The sequence below is a fragment of the Pantoea sp. alder81 genome (genome assembly GCF_020179835.1).
GTDB lineage: Bacteria > Pseudomonadota > Gammaproteobacteria > Enterobacterales > Enterobacteriaceae > Pantoea.
Genome location: NZ_JAIUDA010000009.1, coordinates 77,408 through 94,880, shown reverse-complemented (window position 1 = coordinate 94,880; position 17,473 = coordinate 77,408). Strand labels below are relative to the sequence as shown.

Below are 17,473 nucleotides of genomic sequence, written 5' to 3'. Positions count from 1 at the left end.
TACAGTGAACCGGACAGGACGTCCGGTTTTTTATTGCAGTTCACGCAGCCACGGTTGAATATCCCCGATATTCTGCGCGACCCATTCAGGGTTGTAGTAGGTGTCCGGATAACGATCACCACTGTCGCACAACAGTGTCACTAGTGAACCTTGCTCGCCATTTTCCCGCATGCGTTTAGCTACCTGCAGCATGCCCCAGAAATTGGTGCCAGTTGAAGCGCCCGGGCGACGACCCAGAATCTTCTCCAGTTGCAGCATCGCCGCCACCGTTGCGCCATCAGGCACTTTGATCATCTCGTCGATGACATCGGGTAAAAACGAAGGCTCCACGCGCGGACGTCCGATGCCTTCGATCATGCTGCCACGATCGCTGCGCAGCGCACTGTCGCGGCGATGCCAGAAATCAAAGAACACGGAATGCTGCGGATCCACCACCAACAGACGCGTATTGTGTCCCTGATAACGAATATAGCGGCCCAGTGTGGCCGAGGTCCCGCCGGTGCCGGCGCTCATCACCACGGTATGCGGCACCGGGAAAGGTTCATGCGCCATCTGACGGAAAATACTTTCAGCGATGTTGTTGTTGCCGCGCCAGTCGGTGGCGCGCTCGGCATAGGTGAACTGATCCATAAAATGACCGTTAAGTTCACGCGCCAGACGTTCCGATTCGCTATACAGCTGACAAGGATCGGCAACGAAATGGCACTCGCCGCCATAAAAACGAATCATTTCAATTTTGCGTTTCGCAGTGCTAGCGGGCATTACCGCGATAAAAGGCAGACCCAGCAAACGCGCAAAATAAGCCTCTGATACCGCTGTGCTGCCAGATGAGGCTTCAATAATTGGCGTATTCTCGCGGATCCAGCCATTAGCCAACCCATACAGGAATAGCGATCGTGCCAGGCGATGCTTCAGGCTGCCACTCGGATGAGTACTTTCATCTTTGAGATAAAAGCGGATGCCAGGAAAATCATCCAGTGCGAAACGAATAAGGTGTGTATCCGCAGAGCGTTGAAAATCGGCGTTAATTTCATTGATGGCGTGGCGAACCCAGGGCGTTTGCATGTGGTGAATCCGTAATAATTATTGTGCACAGTGTAAGGCACTGGCAGGAAAATAAGGTTGCTTTAATCCGGGTATAATGCCCGAATAAGAGAAAATTTTTCTCCCGGAGCGCCCAATGCTAGATAAAACTGACCGCACTTTGCTGGCAATGCTGCAAAATGATTGCACATTATCGCTGCAAGCGTTGGCGGAGGCGGTCAATCTCACCACTACGCCTTGCTGGAAACGCCTGAAAAAGCTGGAAGATGATGGCATTATTCGTGCGCGCGTGGCGTTGCTGGATGGGGAGAAGATCGGTCTTTCGCTCACAGCATTTATGTTTGTGAAAACTCAGCAGCACAGCAGCGGCTGGTTTCAGCAATTTGTTGCCGTGGTGCAGCAGATGCCAGAAGTGATGGCATTCTATCGCATGGCCGGTGAATACGATTATCTGCTGCGCATCCAGGTGGCCGATATGAAAAGTTACGATGCTTTTTACAAGCGTCTGGTAAATGGCGTGCCAGGCCTGATTGATGTGACCTCCAGTTTCGCCATGGAAGAGATTAAATACACCACCGCCTTGCCGGTAGCGCCCTGAGCGGGCACAGAAAGAGAGTGTCTTGTGCGATTATTTAGCCAATTAAGTTGGTATTTCCTGCGCGAGTGGCGGCGATATCTGGGTGCCGTCAGCTTGCTGATTGTGATTGCGCTATTGCAGCTGTTGCCGCCGCATGTGGTTGGCGTCATCGTCGATGGCGTGACGCAACACACTTTAAGCAGCAGCAAAATTTTCATGTGGATTGGCGTGATGCTGGTGACGGCGGTGATCGTCTATCTGCTGCGCTATGTCTGGCGTGTGCTGCTGTTTGGCGCGTCCTATCAACTCGCGGTGGAGCTGCGCGAGGATTTCTATCGCCAGCTGAGTCGCCAGCATCCTGCGTTCTACCTGCGCCATCGCACTGGCGATCTGATTGCGCGCGCGACCAATGATGTCGATCGCGTGGTGTTTGCCGCCGGCGAGGGCGTCCTGACGCTGGTGGATTCGCTGGTAATGGGCCTGGTGGTATTGGCCGTGATGAGCACCCAGATCAGTTGGCAGCTGACGCTGCTGGCGTTGATCCCGATGCCGCTGATGGCGATTGCCATTCAGAAAGATGGTTCGCGTCTGCACCAGCGCTTCAAAGTCGCGCAGGCCGCCTTCTCCAGCCTGAACGATCAAACACAGGAGAGCCTCACCAGTATCCGCATGATCAAAGCGTTCGGCCTGGAAGATCATCAATCACAGCAGTTTGCAGACATTGCCCGCGATACGGGTAAAAAAAATCTGCATGTGGCGCGGGTTGATGCACGCTTTGATCCCATCATTTATATCGCTGTGGGTTTCTCTAACCTGTTGGCGATTGCCGGTGGTGGCTGGATGGTGTGGCACGGCAGCTTGACGCTCGGTCAGCTCACCAGCTTTGTCATGTATCTCGGCCTGATGATTTGGCCGATGCTGGCGCTGGCATGGATGATCAATATCGTTGAGCGGGGCAGTGCGGCATGGAGTCGCATTCGCGCGCTGTTGGCGGAAGCCCCGGCGGTGGAGGATGGGCAGAAAGTCTTGCCTGACGACGCTGGTGTTTTACAGGTCGCCATTCGAGAGTTCCGTTATCCCGCTAATTCTGGCGCGGCGCTAAGCCATGTTAATTTTCAATTGAAACCGGGCCAGATGCTGGGGCTGTGCGGTCCAACCGGCTGTGGTAAAAGCACGCTCTTGAGCCTGATTCAGCGCCACTTTGACATCGACCAGGGCGACATCCGCTACCATAACCTGCCGCTGACACAGCTGCGACTCGATAGCTGGCGCAGTCGGCTGGCTGTGGTGAGTCAGACACCATTTTTGTTCTCCGATACCATCGCCAATAACCTGGCGCTGGGGCGTCCGAATGCGTCTCAGGAAGAGATTGAGCGCGTGGCGCGCATGGCCTGTGTACATGATGACATTTTGCGCCTGCCGCAAGGCTATGACACCGAAGTGGGTGAGCGCGGTGTGATGCTTTCCGGCGGTCAAAAGCAACGTATTGCCATTGCTCGTGCACTGTTGCTGAACGCGGAAATCCTGATCCTCGACGATGCACTGTCAGCCGTTGACGGCCGCACGGAGTATGAAATTCTGCATAACCTGCGTCAGTGGGGCAAAGGCCGCACGTTGATCATCAGCGCACATCGTTTATCGGCGTTGACAGAAGCCAGTGAAATTCTGGTGCTGCAACAAGGTGCGGTGACCCAGCGCGGCGATCATGAAAGCCTGGCGGTGCAAGAGGGTTGGTATCGCGATATGTATCGCTATCAGCAACTCGAAGCGGCGCTGGATGAGGACGAAGTGGCAGAGGGTTCCAACCATGGCTAAATCGCAACGTTTATGGCCAACGCTCAGGCGTCTGCTGGCTTACGGTAAGCCCTGGCGCAAATCGCTGTGGCTGGCGGTCGGTATGTTGTGGATCGCCGCGGCGGCCGAAGTTACCGGTCCGGTACTGGTGAGCTACTTCATCGATAATCTGGTGGCGAAACACCAGATGCCCTGGGGCATCGCCATCGGTCTGCTGGTGTGCTTTATTTTGCTACAACTGCTGGCTGCCGGTTTGCATTATTTCCAGGCACTGTTGTTTAACCGCGCAGCAATTGGTGTGGTGCAGCAGTTGCGCGTGGACGTGATGAACGCGGCGCTGCGTCAGCCGCTGAGTGCCTTCGATACCCAACCGGTGGGGCAGATTATTTCGCGCGTCACCAACGATACCGAAGTGATCAAAGACCTGTATGTCACGGTGGTGGCCACCGTGCTGCGCAGTGCGGCACTGATTGGCGCGATGCTGGTGGCGATGTTCTCGCTCGACTGGCGCATGGCGCTGGTGGCGATCGTCATCTTCCCGCTGGTGCTGACGGTGATGCTGATTTATCAGCGCTACAGCACGCCAATCGCGCGTCGGGTACGCAGCTATCTGGCCGACATCAACAACGGCTTCAATGAAGTGATTAACGGCATGAGTGTGATCCAGCAGTTTCGCCAGCAGGCGCGCTTTGGCGAGCGTATGGGCGAAGCGAGCCGTTCACATTATCTGGCGCGCATGGAAACCCTGAGGCTGGATGGCTTCCTGCTGCGTCCGCTGTTGAGTCTGTTTTCGGCGATGATTCTGTGCGGGCTGCTTATGCTGTTTAGCTTTGCTACGCCCGGCGTGTTTGAAGTCGGCGTGCTATACGCCTTTATTACCTATCTGGGACGTCTGAACGAACCGCTGATTGAACTCACCACGCAACAATCGATGCTGCAACAGGCGGTGGTCTCTGGCGAGCGTATCTTCGAGCTGATGGATGCCACGCAGCAAGATTACGGCGTGGATAACCAGCCGCTCGCTTCAGGCCGCATCACGTTGCGCGACGTCAGCTTTGCCTATCGTGACAACCGCGATGTCCTGAGTCATATCACTCTTGAAGTGCCGACACGCGGTTTTATTGCGCTGGTCGGGCACACCGGCAGTGGTAAGAGCACATTGGCGAATTTGCTGATGGGGTATTACCCAGTGACGCGCGGCAGCATTGAGTTAGATGGTCGTCCCTTACCGCAACTTACGCATGAAGCGCTACGGCAAAGTGTCGCGATGGTGCAGCAAGATCCGGTGGTGCTGGCCGATACGCTGTTAGCCAACGTGCAGCTTGGGCGTGATATCTCAGAACAGCAGGTGTGGCAGGCGCTGGAAACGGTACAACTGGCTCCTTTGGCGCGTTCCATGTCCGAGGGCATTCACACCCGATTGGGCGAGCAGGGCAATAATTTGTCGGTGGGCCAGAAGCAGCTGCTGGCGATGGCGCGAGTTCTGGTGTCATTGCCACAGATTTTGATTCTTGATGAAGCCACTGCCAGTATTGATTCCGGTACCGAGCAGGCGATTCAGCATGCTTTGCGTGCACTGCGTCAGCACAGCACGCTGGTGGTGATTGCGCACCGTCTTTCAACCATCACCGAAGCGGACCAGATTCTGGTACTGCACCGTGGTCAGGTAGCAGAGCGCGGCACGCACACTGAATTATTGGCTCAACAGGGGCGCTACTGGCAGATGTATCAACTGCAGCAGGCCGGTGATGAGCTTGCAGCGGGCATCCCCGCACAGGCTGAAGGGTGAATTGCACCTTTTTTGCGCAGATTTATCGGATTGTTCTGTATTGATGCACTCCTTTGAGGCTCAAAGCACCAAAGGAGTGCAATATTGCAACACCTTTCTTTTGCCCTATCCCCAAACTGAGCCACCCATCACATAACGAAGCGCGATATAGCGCCTCTATGCCGCTGACTTCTTCCCTTTTTTAATTTATGGCACAGCGTTTGCTTATATCTCCTCGTGTCCGCGAGACTCACTCAATTTATTATCTGGAGGGGAACGTATGAAGCTGGTTACCGTGGTAATCAAACCATTTAAGCTGGAGGACGTGCGTGAAGCTTTATCCTCCATTGGCATTCAGGGACTGACTGTTACCGAAGTGAAGGGGTTTGGTCGCCAGAAAGGTCACGCAGAGCTTTATCGCGGTGCCGAGTACAGCGTGAACTTCCTGCCAAAAGTTAAAATTGATATCGCCATTGCGGACGATCAACTCGATGAAGTGGTGGATGTCATCAGCAAAGCCGCTTACACCGGCAAAATTGGCGACGGCAAAATCTTCGTCGCAGAACTGCAGCGCGTCATTCGTATTCGTACCGGCGAGACCGACGAAGCAGCACTGTAACTGGGGCTCTGAATTGTGATGGGATGGAAAGAAATGAATAAACTGATGACTAAGTTAGGCCTCACCAGCCTGGCACTGTTACCGTCTCTGGCCATGGCGGCAGCTCCTGCCGTTGCGGACAAAGCCGATAACGCCTTTATGATGATCTGTACCGCATTGGTACTGTTTATGACGATCCCGGGCATCGCCTTGTTTTACGGCGGTTTGATCCGCGGTAAAAACGTCCTGTCGATGCTGACCCAGGTTGCAGTCACCTTCGCATTAGTTTGCGTGCTGTGGGTCATCTACGGTTATTCGCTGGCCTTCAGCGAGGGCAACGCCTTCTTCGGTAACTTCCAGTGGGCGATGCTGAAAAACATTGAGCTGAAAGCGCTTATGGGTAGCTTCTATCAGTACATCCACGTGGCGTTCCAGGCTTCCTTCGCCTGTATCACCGTGGGCCTGATTGTCGGTGCACTGGCGGAACGTATTCGCTTCTCAGCGGTACTGATTTTCGTGGTGGTCTGGCTGACGCTCTCTTATCTGCCAATCGCACACATGGTGTGGGCAGGTGGTCTGCTGGCGCAAGACGGTGCGCTGGACTTCGCTGGCGGTACTGTCGTTCACATCAACGCCGCTGTTGCAGGCCTGGTGGGTGCTTACCTGGTGGGCAAACGTGCGGGCTTCGGTAAAGAAGCGTTCAAACCGCACAACCTGCCGATGGTGTTCATGGGTACCGCGATTCTGTATGTAGGCTGGTTCGGTTTCAACGCCGGTTCTGCTTCTTCAGCGAATGAAATCGCCGCACTGGCCTTCCTGAATACCGTTGTCGCAACTGCGGGTGCAGTGCTGTCATGGGTGTTCGGTGAGTGGGCAATGCGTGGCAAACCTTCACTGCTGGGTGCCTGTTCTGGCTTTATCGCAGGTCTGGTGGCTATCACCCCAGCTTGTGGTTATGTCGGTGTGGGCGGTGCGCTGATTATCGGTCTGGCCGGCGGCCTGGCGGGTATCTGGGGTGTAACCACCCTGAAGAAATGGCTGCGCGTGGATGACCCATGTGATGTGTTCGGTGTGCACGGCGTGTGCGGTATCCTGGGTTGTGTGCTGACCGGTGTGTTCGCCTCCTCTTCACTGGGTGGCGTGGGCTACGCAGAAGGCGTGACCATGGGCCATCAGGTTTGGATTCAGCTGTTCAGCTGTGGTGTGACCATCATCTGGTCCGGTGTTGTGGCCTTCATCGGCTTCAAACTGGCAGATATGATTGTGGGCCTGCGTGTTCCAGAAGATCAGGAACGTGAAGGTCTGGATGTGAACAGCCACGGCGAGAACGCTTACAACCAGTAAGAAATGGGCTGTAGAAGAGCAGTGCGCTAAAACAATAAAAAGACGAGGGGCGATGATATCGCCCCTTTTTTATGCGTCGCGCTGGCGCATTACCCCTTCCTGAACGGTGGTCGCGACCAGCGTGCCGTCCTGAGTGTAGAACTCCCCACGCACAAAACCACGCGCGCCCGAAGCCGAGGTGCTCACCACGCTGTACAGCAGCCATTCAGAGAGGTCGAACGGGCGGTGGAACCACATGGAGTGGTCAATGGTGGCCACCTGCATGTCGGGCTCAAGGAAGCCTTTGCCATGTGGTTGCAGCGCCACAGGCAGGAAGTTGAGGTCCGAAGCGTAACCCAGCAGGTACTGGTGAATGCGGCGATCGTCCGGCAGCTTGCCGTTGGCACGAATCCACACCTGGCGCATCGGCTCATCGACACGGCCTTTGAGCGGGTTATGGATTTGTACCGGCCGAATATCCAGCGGTCGCTCGGCAAGAAACTTTTCTTTGAGTTTGAGCGGCAAATGGGCCGCCAGTTTTTGCGCCAGATCCTGCTCCGAGGGGAGGTTGTCCGGCCCCGGCACTTGCGGCATGGTGTTTTGATGCTCGAAGCCACTTTCCGGCGCCTGGAAAGAGGCGGTCATATAGAAGATAGGGTGACCATTTTGCACCGCACTGACGCGACGCGCGCTGAAGCTTTTGCCATCACGCAGGGTTTCGACATCGTAAATAATAGCTTTTTCGCTATCACCAGGACGCAGGAAGTAGCTGTGGAACGAGTGAATGATGCGCTCTTCCGGTACGGTCTGTTTCGCCGCGTACAAGGCCTGGCCAACTACCTGACCACCAAATACCTGGCGCAGGCCAAGATCTTCACTTTGGCCGCGAAACAGGCCTTCTTCGAGTTTTTCGAGATTGAGTAAATTAAGCAGGTTTTGCAGTGCCTGGCTCATAGCAGATTCCTCAGGGGGGCAATCGCGTCAGTTTGAAAGATCCGACCAGTTGCCGTCAATGATTTTGCCGCGATTTCAGCGGGCTAGGGGACCATTTAGGCGCAATGCGGATTTTTGTGCCAGAATTAAGGTCAATCGGCGGCTGAAAAGCTACTCAACAATTTGTCCGCCGACAATCATAGTGTTCACAAGGAGACGACATCGATGAAACTCTGGCATGTTATTAGCGGTGTGACGCTGGCGGCAGCGCTGGCTGGCTGTGCCGATCACAGTAAGCCGGTGGCTACCCCTACGCTGGGTTCCGCTGTTGCAGGACAGACGGCCGCCATCACGCAGCCTAACGTAAGTGGTTCGGTGTATATTCGCCAACGTATTGCCTTGCCGCCGGATGCGGTGCTGACCGTGACGCTGTCGGATGCTTCATTAGCTGATGCGCCATCGAAAGTACTGGCACAGCATGTAGTGCGCACCGAAGGGAAACAGGCGCCGTTCCAGTTCGTGCTGCCGTTCAATCCTTCGGACATTCAGCCTAACGCGCGTATTCTGTTAAGTGCGGCTATCAGTATTGACGGCAAGCTGGCGTTCATTACCGATACCGTGAAGCCGGTGATCAATCAGGGCGGCACCAAAGCCGAACTGCTGCTGGTGCCAGTGACCAATATGGCGATGCAGACCACGCCAGGTGCGGCCACTACGGTGCCATCAACATCGCCAACGCAAGTAGTGCCTTCTGCTTCGGTGCCTGCGCCGACGAATATGTGACAATCACAAGGTGCTGATCCTGGCGCACTGTCCGGGAAGCATGTAGGAAAACAGGGCGGGGGAGTGTGCGGGCAGGCAACACTGTTGCGTAAAGCCGCTGTCTCGTCCCTGATCGCTCGGCACACGCCATCCCTGGCGTGTGACGCTTTACTCCACAGTGTTGCCTGCCCGCACTTCAGCTTGGGTGCGTTGGGGTGAGGCTATTCCATGTAATTAGCGGATTGTCCAAATTTGCTCGACACTCTCTTCTTTGACGGGGGGCTTTACTCCACAGTGTTGCCTGCCCGTACCTCAGCATGGGTGCGCTTAGTACTCCCAGCGATACTTCTCTAATTCAATCTCACCCGCGTCACTCACTTCAATGCCCTCAGCTTCGAGCGCATCGCGCTGGCGGAAGAGATCGTCGCCTTGCAGTGAAATGCGGCCATGGCGATTGATGACGCGGAACCACGGCAATTTGCTGCCTTCGGGTAAGCGACGTAATACGCCGCCGACTTGTCTTGCGGCACGCGGTGAACCGGCAAGCAGGGCGATATCACCGTAGGTGGTGACTTTGCCTTTGGGGATGGCGGCAATAATTTGCCAGACGCGCTCGGAGAAATTGCTTGTGTCGTTCATGCACGCACCTGATTCAGCGAGTAAACGCCGACTTTAGCATGCAGGGAGGGTGAGAATCAGGGTTTTACGGGATAGCTGTTCAAGAAAACAACGGTCACCCGGCCTATGCTTGCAATTGCCAGGGGCTTACTTGATAATGCCTGCGCTCTCGAAAGAGAGCTCGTCAATGGGGGCCCTGTTGGTTCTCCCGCAACGCTAACTTGTGAACTCGGTCAGGTCCGGAAGGAAGCAGCCGCAGCAGGCGACGCGTGTGCCGGGATGTAGCTGGCAGGGCCTCCACCATTTCTGCTCCCCGAAAAAATCCTCAAGAAATCAGTACACAGCGAAACGCTGGCACTCCTTTGCCTGTGAATCATTCCCTGAAGGGAAAAGATGACGTAACGAATAGCGGGTAAAAATAGTTAGCGAACGAACTTCCAGACAGAAACCGGTACTTTGTCGTAAAGCTTATTCATCGTCAGTTCAGCAAGGCGATGATCGGCAGCAGAATAGAATACCGCGAGTTCGTTGTCAGATAATTCGTACTTGTTCTTTTCAATCACCCGTTCAAGGGTGTCAATTGAGCGACAACGACGCAGTCGCATCAAATAGTCTGTTTTGGTTAAGGCTTGATTGCTCATAAATAAACCGGTCTCACTCTGATGCTAAAAGGAATGGCTGAGTTGTTGGAGAAAAGCGCACTCTTCGGCAAACAGATTAAATAAGCGTTTTGCTGAACGTTGCCACCGTTGAAGATCCTGAGTATTGATTCCATAACTGCTAAACAGCATAAAGGTATCGTCAAGATATTCATCGATTTGCGTAATCAGCGCTTCATCTTCAACGTGCTTAATTTTGTAATTCATCGTGAAAGAAGCGATATGCTCAATCAAATCGTTGAGCTGTAAATTGCTTTCCGCAGTAGGGTCATTAACCCAGCCGTGATGGCTGTCCGTTAGCGTCGCCATACTTTCGTCAAACAGGTTCTCACACAGGAATTTAAGCTGGGCAATATCATGCCGTTTTGGTGAGTATTCGTCCATCTTTTTCCCCTCCAGAGCTTGCACAGTGACCGCAGCGCGGCGAGATTTGGAAAAGCTATCAGGAAGCGATCATGAATATAAAGAATTCAGCGACTCCTTAAATATAATCCACATTCATTAGCTTTGCTCACCTCGATTACCAAATATTACAATTCGTCGGCGGGCGAGGGGCGGGTATTGTCTATCACGGTAAACACCAGTGCACCCGGTACTATCTGGAACAAAACTTCTTCACGTTGGGTTGATGTTTCATTTAAATCCAGGCAAGGATTAAATAAATCCCACTTAAAATCGTAAAGCATTTTAAATCGATTGTTGTCGTGCGGTTGAATGGAAATAATCTTAAAGCTGTCAGGAACTAATTGCGCGTTTTGAGAATACCACTGTAAATCACCTGCCAGGGCTTCGGCTATTTTGAGAATATTCCCCTGGATAATAGCCTGCAACTTCTCGCAATCGTCCTCATCCACAGCAATATCACAATGAATAATAGACTGCATTTCGCTTCCGGTAAAAAAGGAGGATGAATCTATCATTGGGGTTCTGGCCAAATATTGCAAGTTAACTCTGTGCAGAATACGTAATCGTTGCGATGGGATTTATCGCTCAATCGATTCAGATCCAGTGTGAGTCACAGAGGATGCCCAGGGTGGTTAACTTTTGAAACACTTTCTCACGGGCAACACCCGGGAAAAATCGGGTAGTATTAATGTTATGTTATAACGTTTTGGTTTCCCTCCATGAATCACAGTGGTTTACTCCTCTCACTTAGCGGCCGCCTGATGGTCGCGCTGCTGCTTATCGCGTTCCTGGCGCTGGCTATCTATTGGGGGATGCAGAAATGATGCATTTCAATCGCTTGCAGGGCGGCTATCAGGGGCAAGTGGTGACACCGATAGTCACCGGAGAACTGGCAGCAGGCAGCATGACGGCGCTGATCGGCGCGAACGGCACCGGTAAATCCACACTGCTAAAAACCATCGCCGGCCTGTTGCCGCCGATTGCAGGGACTTGTGAATTAAAGATTTCACGCAAGGCGCTTGGCTGGTTACCGCAGCGTAGTGAGTTAGAAACCCGTTTTCCTCTTACCGTTTATGAGCTGGTTGCTATGGGATGCTGGCCTCGCTGCGGCTGGTTTGGTGGCATTAACCGAGCCATGCGACAGGAGATCGATGCTGCGCTGGATGCGGTGCAAATGCGTGATTTCGCCGATGCGCAACCTTCTATGCTTTCCGGCGGCCAGTTGCAGCGTGTGCTGTTTGCGCGTCTGATGCTGCAGCAAAGTAAAGTCTGGCTGCTGGATGAACCCTTTAATGGCATTGATACGCAAACCGTCACGCTGCTGATGTCAATCCTCGAACAGCAGCAGCAGGCGGGCACCACCTTATTAGTGGTGTTACACGATCGCCCGTTGGTCGCGCGTTACTTCAAAGATGTGTTGTCACTCGACGATGCTGACTCCGCTCAAACTCCACTGCTGCGCAGGGTGGCCTCGTGACATTGATTCAACCCTTTATCGAATTTGGTTTTATGCGCCGCGCGTTAGTGGCTTGTGTGGCGTTGGCCCTGAGCGCCACGCCGCTGGGCGTGTTCCTGTCACTGCGCCGTATGAGTCTGGTGGGCGATGCGTTATCGCATGCGGTATTACCGGGCGCGGCGATCGGCTATCTGGTATCTGGCTTATCGTTGGTGGCGATGGGCATCGGCGGACTGATTGCGGGTTTAGCCGTTGCGCTGCTTTCCGGTGCGGTCAGTCGATATACCCCCTTAAAAGAAGATGCCAGTTTCTCTGGTTTCTATCTCGGCTCGCTGGCGCTGGGCGTCACGCTGGTGTCACTGCGTGGATCGAGTGTCGATCTGCTGCATGTGCTGTTCGGTTCACTGCTGGCGGTCGATAACGCGGCCCTCATGCTGGTAGGCGGCATCGCGGCGTTCACTTTACTGATGCTGGCAGTGATTTTTCGTCCGCTGGTGATCGATGCGTTTGATCCGGATTTCCTGCGTGCGCAAGGCAAATGGAGCGCGCCGATGGTGCACGGCATCTTCCTGATGCTGGTGGTGCTCAATCTGGTGGCCGGTTTTCAGGTGCTCGGCACACTGATGTCGGTGGGGCTGATGATGCTGCCCGCCACCAGCGCCCGTTTCTGGAGCCGCCATCTGGCTTGCATGCTCGGCATTGCGATGGTGCTGGCGATGATCGCCGCCCTGGTCGGTTTGATCCTTTCCTGGCACTTCTCACTGCCTGCCGGACCGGCGGTGGTGCTGAGTGCGGCCGTACTGTTTTTGCTTTCTGTTTTAACAGGACCATGTGGCGGTCTGTTGCGCCGTCGATAACTATACAATTAGGGGATACGAATGAAGAAGTTACCGCTGAGTCTGGCGATTGGCGCCATGTTGATTAGCCCGCTGACCCTGGCAAAAACCGTGGATGTGGTGGCGAGTTTTACCGTGCTGGCGGATATCGTTAAGCAGGTAGGCGGCGATCACGTTAACGTGAAATCGCTGGTTCAACCTAACGGCGATCCACACACCTTCGAGCCGACCCCACAAGACAGTGAATCTCTGGCTAAGGCTAACGTGGTGTTTGTCAGTGGTTTAGGTCTTGAAGGCTGGATGGATCGTTTAATCAGCGCATCGGGCTATAAAGGGACGATCGTGGTGGCATCCAACGGCATTAACACCCGTAAAATGGTGGATGACGGGAAAACCATTACGGATCCGCATGCATGGAACAGCATGCAAAATGGGGTGATCTACGCGACCAACGTTATGAATGCGCTGATCAAAGCCGATCCTGAAGATGCGGCAGATATTCGTAAAAGCGGTGAAAGCTATATCCAGCAGCTGCAGAAACTGGATAGCTGGGCGAAAAGCGAATTTGCCTCGGTCGCGAAAAATAAACGTAAAGTGCTGACCAGCCATGATGCCTTTGGTTACTTCGGCCAACGCTATGGCGTGAGCTTCCTCGCACCGGTGGGTTTCTCTACTGAAGCAGAAGCCAGCGCCAGCGATGTGGCGTCGATTATTAAGCAGCTGAAAGCGGAGCACATCAACACTTACTTTATGGAGAATCAGACCGATCCGCGTCTGGTGAAGCAGATTGCCAGCGAAACCGGTGCTAAGCCGGGTGGTGAACTCTATCCTGAAGCGCTGTCCGAGGCTAATGGCCCTGCTGCAACCTATGTTGCTGCCTTCAGGCACAACGTAGAGATCATGCTGCAAAGCATGAAGTAAAAAAAAGGCCGGGGAGCATCCCGGCCAATCATCACGACACTTTCCTACCTTTTTTTCTTTCTTCCCTGAACCGCCTTAAAGCGCGGATTCGTTTTGCAGATCACGTAAATGCGACCTTTACGACGTACTACTTTGCAATCTTTGTGACGGGTCTTCGCTGACCGTAATGAACTCAAAACCTGCATGCGTTAACTCCTGATTAATTGCCGCGCGTCAGGAAGCTGCCGAAACGCTTGTTGAAGCGTGCGGCGCTGCCTTCTTTGGTGAGATCTTTCTGCTTGCCGGTGTAGTGGACGTGGGATTTAGAAGAGACATCCAGCGTCACGTACGGCAGCACTTCACCTTCGAACTCAATGGTGCGTTCGGTTTTAATGGTGGAACCGATTTTGAAGTACTCATCGACTGAGGTGTCATGGAACACCACGGGACGGTATTGCGGATGGATATTGGCTTTCATAGCTGCACTCTCATGTAATGTTATAATATAACAATAGTATGAACCTGCTGAGAATTGATTGCAACCGTGATTGAAGTAAGGGCATTTGCCGGGCGGGGGAAAAGTGGAATGACAGCCATAAAAAAGGCCGCTTGCGCGGCCTTTTCAACAGGGGACAACTTAGTGTTTGTGCTCGACCGGATGGCCTTGCTCAATCTCCGCTTTGTTCTTACCAAAGCGGCGACGGACCACCACAAAGAACACGGGCACGAAGAAGATGGCCAACGCAGTTGCGGTTACCATGCCGCCCATTACGCCAGTACCTACGGCGTTCTGTGCGCCGGAACCGGCACCGGTACTGATAGCCAGCGGCAGAACACCGAGGATAAAGGCCAGTGAGGTCATCAGAATTGGACGCAGACGCATACGTGCTGCTTCCAGTGTTGATTCCACTAAACCTTTCCCTTCCTTCTCCATCAAATCCTTGGCGAATTCAACGATCAGGATGGCGTTCTTCGCCGACAAGCCAATGGTTGTCAGCAGGCCCACCACGAAGTAGACGTCGTTACTGAGTCCGCGCAGGGTGGTGAAGATCAATGCACCGACCACACCCAGCGGCACCACTAGCATGACTGAGAACGGAATCGACCAGCTCTCATACAGTGCGGCCAGACACAGGAACACCACAATCAGCGAGATGGCATACAGGGCAGGGGCCTGGTTACCGGACAGACGTTCCTGGTAGGACATGCCCGTCCAGTCGTAGCCGATACCCGACGGCAGTTTGCCCGCCAGCTCTTCCATCAGGTTCATGGCATCACCGGAGCTTTTACCCGGCGCAGCCTGTCCGAGGATTTCCATCGATGGTAAGCCGTTGTAACGTTCCAGACGCGGTGAACCGTACTGCCACTTCGCCGAAGAGAAGGCGGAGAACGGAACCATGGTGCCGGAGCTGTTACGCACGAACCATTTGCTGATGTCATCTGGCAACATACGCGAGTCTGCCTGGCCCATCACGTACACTTTCTTCACACGACCGCGGTCGATGAAGTCATTGACGTAAGAGCCACCCCAGCCAGCGCCCAGCGTGGTGTTGATGTCAGACAGCGACACCCCTAGTGCCTGCGCTTTTTCCTGATCGATGATCAGTTTGTACTGAGGCGTATCTTCCATACCGTTCGGACGCACACCCACTAAGGTATCGGGGTGTTGAGCAATCATGCCAAACAGCTGGTTACGCGCGGCGGTCAACTTCTCGTGCCCCAGGTTGCCCTGGTCAGTCAGCATAAAGTCGAAGCCGGTGGCGTTACCCAGTTCGATAATTGCTGGCAGGTTGAACGGGAAGACCATCGCATCTTTGATCTGACCCAACGCCTGCATGGCGCGTCCGGCAATCGCGGGCACTTTCAGGCTGGCATCGCCACGCTCATCCCACGGTTTCAGGCTCACGAAGGCAATACCGGTGTTCTGACCACGTCCTGCAAAGCCAAAGCCGTTAACGGTAAACACCGAGTTAACGCTGTCTTTCTCTTTGTTCAGGAAGTAATCCGTCACCTGATCCAGCACTTTTTGCGTACGTTCCTGCGTCGCACCGGCCGGCAGCTGCGCCTGCGCCAGTAACAGACCCTGATCTTCTTCCGGCAGGAAGGAGGTTGGGAGTTTCAGGAACAGATACGCCATGCCGACCACAATCACCAGATAGATCACCAGATAACGACCGGTGCTACGCACGATGTGGCCCACGCTATCCACATAGTGGTTGGTGCTCTTGTCGAACAGGCGGTTAAACCAGCCAAAGAAGCCGGTGGTTTTGCCGTGGTCGCCTTTCTTGATCGGCTTCAGCATGGTGGCACACAGTGCCGGCGTCAAAATCAACGCTACCAGCACCGACAGCGCCATCGCAGAAACAATAGTGATCGAGAACTGACGGTAGATAACACCGGTCGACCCGCCGAAGAAGGCCATCGGGATAAATACCGCTGACAACACCAGTGCGATACCCACCAGTGCGCCCTGGATCTGCTCCATCGAACGCTTGGTGGCCTCTTTGGGCGGTAAGCCCTCTTCGGCCATCACACGCTCAACGTTCTCCACCACCACGATGGCATCATCCACCAGCAAGCCGATGGCGAGCACCATCCCGAACATGGTTAGCGTGTTTATCGAGTAACCAAACGCACTGATAATCGCAAAGGTACCCAGCAGGACGACCGGCACCGCGATGGTTGGAATCAGCGTAGCGCGGAAGTTCTGCAGGAACAGGTACATCACCAGGAACACCAGTACGATCGCTTCAAACAGCGTTTTCACCACTTCGAAGATCGAGATCTTCACGAACGGCGTGGTGTCGTACGGATAAACGGTTTTCATGCCTGACGGGAAGAACGGCTGCAGTTTTGCCAGCTCATCTTTCACCGCTTTGGCGGTATCCAGCGCATTCGCACCGGTTGCCAGTTTCACACCGATACCGGAGGCCGGTTTACCGTTGTAGCGGGCGATGATCTCGTAGTTTTCACCACCGAGTTCAATCTTCGCCACATCACGCAAGCGCACCTGTGAGCCATCCTGGTTCACCTTCAGCATGATATTGCCGAACTCTTCGGTATTGGTCAGACGGGTCTGCGCAATAATCGAGGCGTTCAACTGCTGGCCAGGTACTGGCGGTGTTCCGCCTAACTGACCGGCGGCGACCTGGGTGTTCTGGGTGCCCAACGCACTGATGACATCGACCGGCGTCAGCTGGTAGTTGTTCAGTTTGTGTGGGTCAAGCCAGATGCGCATCGCGTACTGCGCACCAAACACCTGGGTATCACCGACGCCAGGCGTACGGCTGATCGGGTCTTTGATGTTAGAAGCAACATAGTCAGAGATGTCATTCTGCGTCATGCTGCCGTCATCACTGACAAAACCCGCCACCATCAGGAAGCTGCTGGAGGATTTTTTAACCTGAATACCTTGTTGCTGTACTTCCTGCGGCAGCAGTGGCATGGCCAGCTGCAGCTTGTTCTGTACCTGTACCTGCGCAATATCTGCGTTAGTACCGGACTGGAAGGTCAGGGTCAGCGTCAATGTACCGGACGAGTCACTGCTCGAGGACATATACATCAGCCCATCGATACCGTTCATGTTTTGTTCGATAACCTGGGTTACCGAATCTTGCAGCGTTTTCGCATCAGCACCCGGGTAAGAAGCCTGAATTTCAACGGCCGGCGGAGCAACATTGGGATATTGCTCAATCGGCAAGCTGATAATCGCTAAAGTACCCGCCAGCATAATGATGATGGCGAGCACCCAGGCAAAAATGGGGCGATCGATAAAGAACTTAGCCATGTATCAGTGGCTC

The 17,473-nt window shown here is 54.1% G+C and carries 18 protein-coding genes and 1 other RNA gene; 10 read left to right on the top strand and 9 right to left on the bottom strand.

What is annotated here, in order from left to right; all coding sequences use genetic code 11:
* Positions 1 to 30: 30 nt before the first annotated feature.
* A complete protein-coding gene (locus LBW88_RS21310) occupies positions 31 to 1,065 on the bottom strand; it encodes a PLP-dependent cysteine synthase family protein (protein WP_224934132.1) in 1,035 nt (344 codons plus the stop codon).
* A 115-nt stretch (positions 1,066 to 1,180) separates the two neighbouring features.
* Here LBW88_RS21310 and LBW88_RS21305 point away from each other — a divergent pair, with 115 nt between their 5' ends.
* The 5 genes from LBW88_RS21305 (at position 1,181) to amtB (ending at position 7,125) form a co-directional block, all read left to right on the top strand.
* Entirely contained in the window at positions 1,181 to 1,642 is a 462-nt protein-coding gene (locus tag LBW88_RS21305; protein WP_224934131.1) for an Lrp/AsnC family transcriptional regulator, read from the top strand.
* 24 nt (positions 1,643 to 1,666) lie between these two features.
* On the top strand, positions 1,667 to 3,436 hold the full coding sequence (locus tag LBW88_RS21300; protein WP_224934130.1) for a SmdA family multidrug ABC transporter permease/ATP-binding protein: 1,770 nt from the start codon (positions 1,667 to 1,669) through the stop codon (positions 3,434 to 3,436).
* Positions 3,429 to 5,204, top strand: coding sequence for a SmdB family multidrug efflux ABC transporter permease/ATP-binding protein (locus tag LBW88_RS21295; protein ID WP_224934129.1), 1,776 nt, complete (start codon positions 3,429 to 3,431; stop codon positions 5,202 to 5,204). Before LBW88_RS21300 ends, LBW88_RS21295 begins: the two co-directional genes overlap by 8 nt.
* A 259-nt stretch (positions 5,205 to 5,463) precedes the next feature.
* Entirely contained in the window at positions 5,464 to 5,802 is a 339-nt protein-coding gene (gene glnK, locus LBW88_RS21290; RefSeq protein ID WP_007886947.1) for a P-II family nitrogen regulator, read from the top strand.
* Positions 5,803 to 5,835: 33 nt separating this feature from the next.
* Positions 5,836 to 7,125 (top strand): ammonium transporter AmtB, encoded by a 1,290-nt coding sequence (gene amtB, locus LBW88_RS21285; protein WP_224934128.1) that lies wholly within the window; start codon positions 5,836 to 5,838, stop codon positions 7,123 to 7,125.
* A 69-nt stretch (positions 7,126 to 7,194) separates the two neighbouring features.
* On the opposite strand, the gene tesB is transcribed toward amtB, so the two are convergent.
* On the bottom strand, positions 7,195 to 8,058 hold the full coding sequence (gene tesB / locus LBW88_RS21280) for an acyl-CoA thioesterase II (RefSeq protein WP_224934127.1): 864 nt from the start codon (positions 8,056 to 8,058) through the stop codon (positions 7,195 to 7,197).
* Positions 8,059 to 8,262: 204 nt separating this feature from the next.
* On the opposite strand from tesB, the gene LBW88_RS21275 reads away from it, so the two are divergent.
* Positions 8,263 to 8,820, top strand: a complete 558-nt coding sequence (locus LBW88_RS21275; RefSeq protein WP_224934126.1) for a YbaY family lipoprotein — start codon at positions 8,263 to 8,265, stop codon at positions 8,818 to 8,820.
* A gap of 306 nt (positions 8,821 to 9,126) precedes the next feature.
* On the opposite strand, the gene LBW88_RS21270 is transcribed toward LBW88_RS21275, so the two are convergent.
* Positions 9,127 to 9,438, bottom strand: coding sequence for an MGMT family protein (locus LBW88_RS21270; protein ID WP_160867924.1), 312 nt, complete (start codon positions 9,436 to 9,438; stop codon positions 9,127 to 9,129).
* Between the two features lie 176 nt (positions 9,439 to 9,614).
* On the opposite strand from LBW88_RS21270, the gene ffs reads away from it, so the two are divergent.
* An RNA gene (gene ffs, locus LBW88_RS21265) (signal recognition particle sRNA small type) lies at positions 9,615 to 9,711 on the top strand.
* 128 nt (positions 9,712 to 9,839) lie between these two features.
* Here the strand turns inward: ffs and LBW88_RS21260 are convergent.
* From LBW88_RS21260 to LBW88_RS21250, 3 genes are all read right to left on the bottom strand, one after another.
* Positions 9,840 to 10,058, bottom strand: coding sequence for an HHA domain-containing protein (locus tag LBW88_RS21260; RefSeq protein ID WP_034828137.1), 219 nt, complete (start codon positions 10,056 to 10,058; stop codon positions 9,840 to 9,842).
* A gap of 24 nt (positions 10,059 to 10,082) precedes the next feature.
* Positions 10,083 to 10,460: an Hha toxicity modulator TomB gene (gene tomB, locus LBW88_RS21255; RefSeq protein ID WP_224934125.1), complete on the bottom strand. Its 378-nt coding sequence runs from the start codon at positions 10,458 to 10,460 to the stop codon at positions 10,083 to 10,085.
* Between the two features lie 146 nt (positions 10,461 to 10,606).
* Entirely contained in the window at positions 10,607 to 10,960 is a 354-nt protein-coding gene (locus tag LBW88_RS21250; protein WP_224934124.1) for a hypothetical protein, read from the bottom strand.
* Positions 10,961 to 11,301: 341 nt separating this feature from the next.
* On the opposite strand from LBW88_RS21250, the gene LBW88_RS21245 reads away from it, so the two are divergent.
* The 3 genes from LBW88_RS21245 to LBW88_RS21235 are packed head-to-tail and all read left to right on the top strand — an operon-like array spanning position 11,302 to position 13,694.
* On the top strand, positions 11,302 to 11,958 hold the full coding sequence (locus tag LBW88_RS21245) for a metal ABC transporter ATP-binding protein (protein ID WP_224934123.1): 657 nt from the start codon (positions 11,302 to 11,304) through the stop codon (positions 11,956 to 11,958).
* Positions 11,955 to 12,794 (top strand): metal ABC transporter permease, encoded by an 840-nt coding sequence (locus tag LBW88_RS21240; RefSeq protein WP_224934122.1) that lies wholly within the window; start codon positions 11,955 to 11,957, stop codon positions 12,792 to 12,794. The genes LBW88_RS21245 and LBW88_RS21240 overlap by 4 nt, the downstream gene beginning before the upstream one ends.
* 21 nt (positions 12,795 to 12,815) lie before the next feature.
* A complete protein-coding gene (locus LBW88_RS21235) occupies positions 12,816 to 13,694 on the top strand; it encodes a metal ABC transporter substrate-binding protein (protein WP_224934121.1) in 879 nt (292 codons plus the stop codon).
* Positions 13,695 to 13,738: 44 nt separating this feature from the next.
* Here LBW88_RS21235 and ykgO read toward each other — a convergent pair whose 3' ends face one another.
* From ykgO to LBW88_RS21220, 3 genes are all read right to left on the bottom strand, one after another.
* Positions 13,739 to 13,879 (bottom strand): type B 50S ribosomal protein L36, encoded by a 141-nt coding sequence (ykgO, locus tag LBW88_RS21230; RefSeq protein WP_008103894.1) that lies wholly within the window; start codon positions 13,877 to 13,879, stop codon positions 13,739 to 13,741.
* A 14-nt stretch (positions 13,880 to 13,893) separates the two neighbouring features.
* On the bottom strand, positions 13,894 to 14,151 hold the full coding sequence (locus tag LBW88_RS21225; RefSeq protein ID WP_038648520.1) for a type B 50S ribosomal protein L31: 258 nt from the start codon (positions 14,149 to 14,151) through the stop codon (positions 13,894 to 13,896).
* A gap of 159 nt (positions 14,152 to 14,310) precedes the next feature.
* Entirely contained in the window at positions 14,311 to 17,460 is a 3,150-nt protein-coding gene (locus LBW88_RS21220) for an efflux RND transporter permease subunit (protein ID WP_224934120.1), read from the bottom strand.
* Between the last annotated feature and the right edge of the window lie 13 nt (positions 17,461 to 17,473).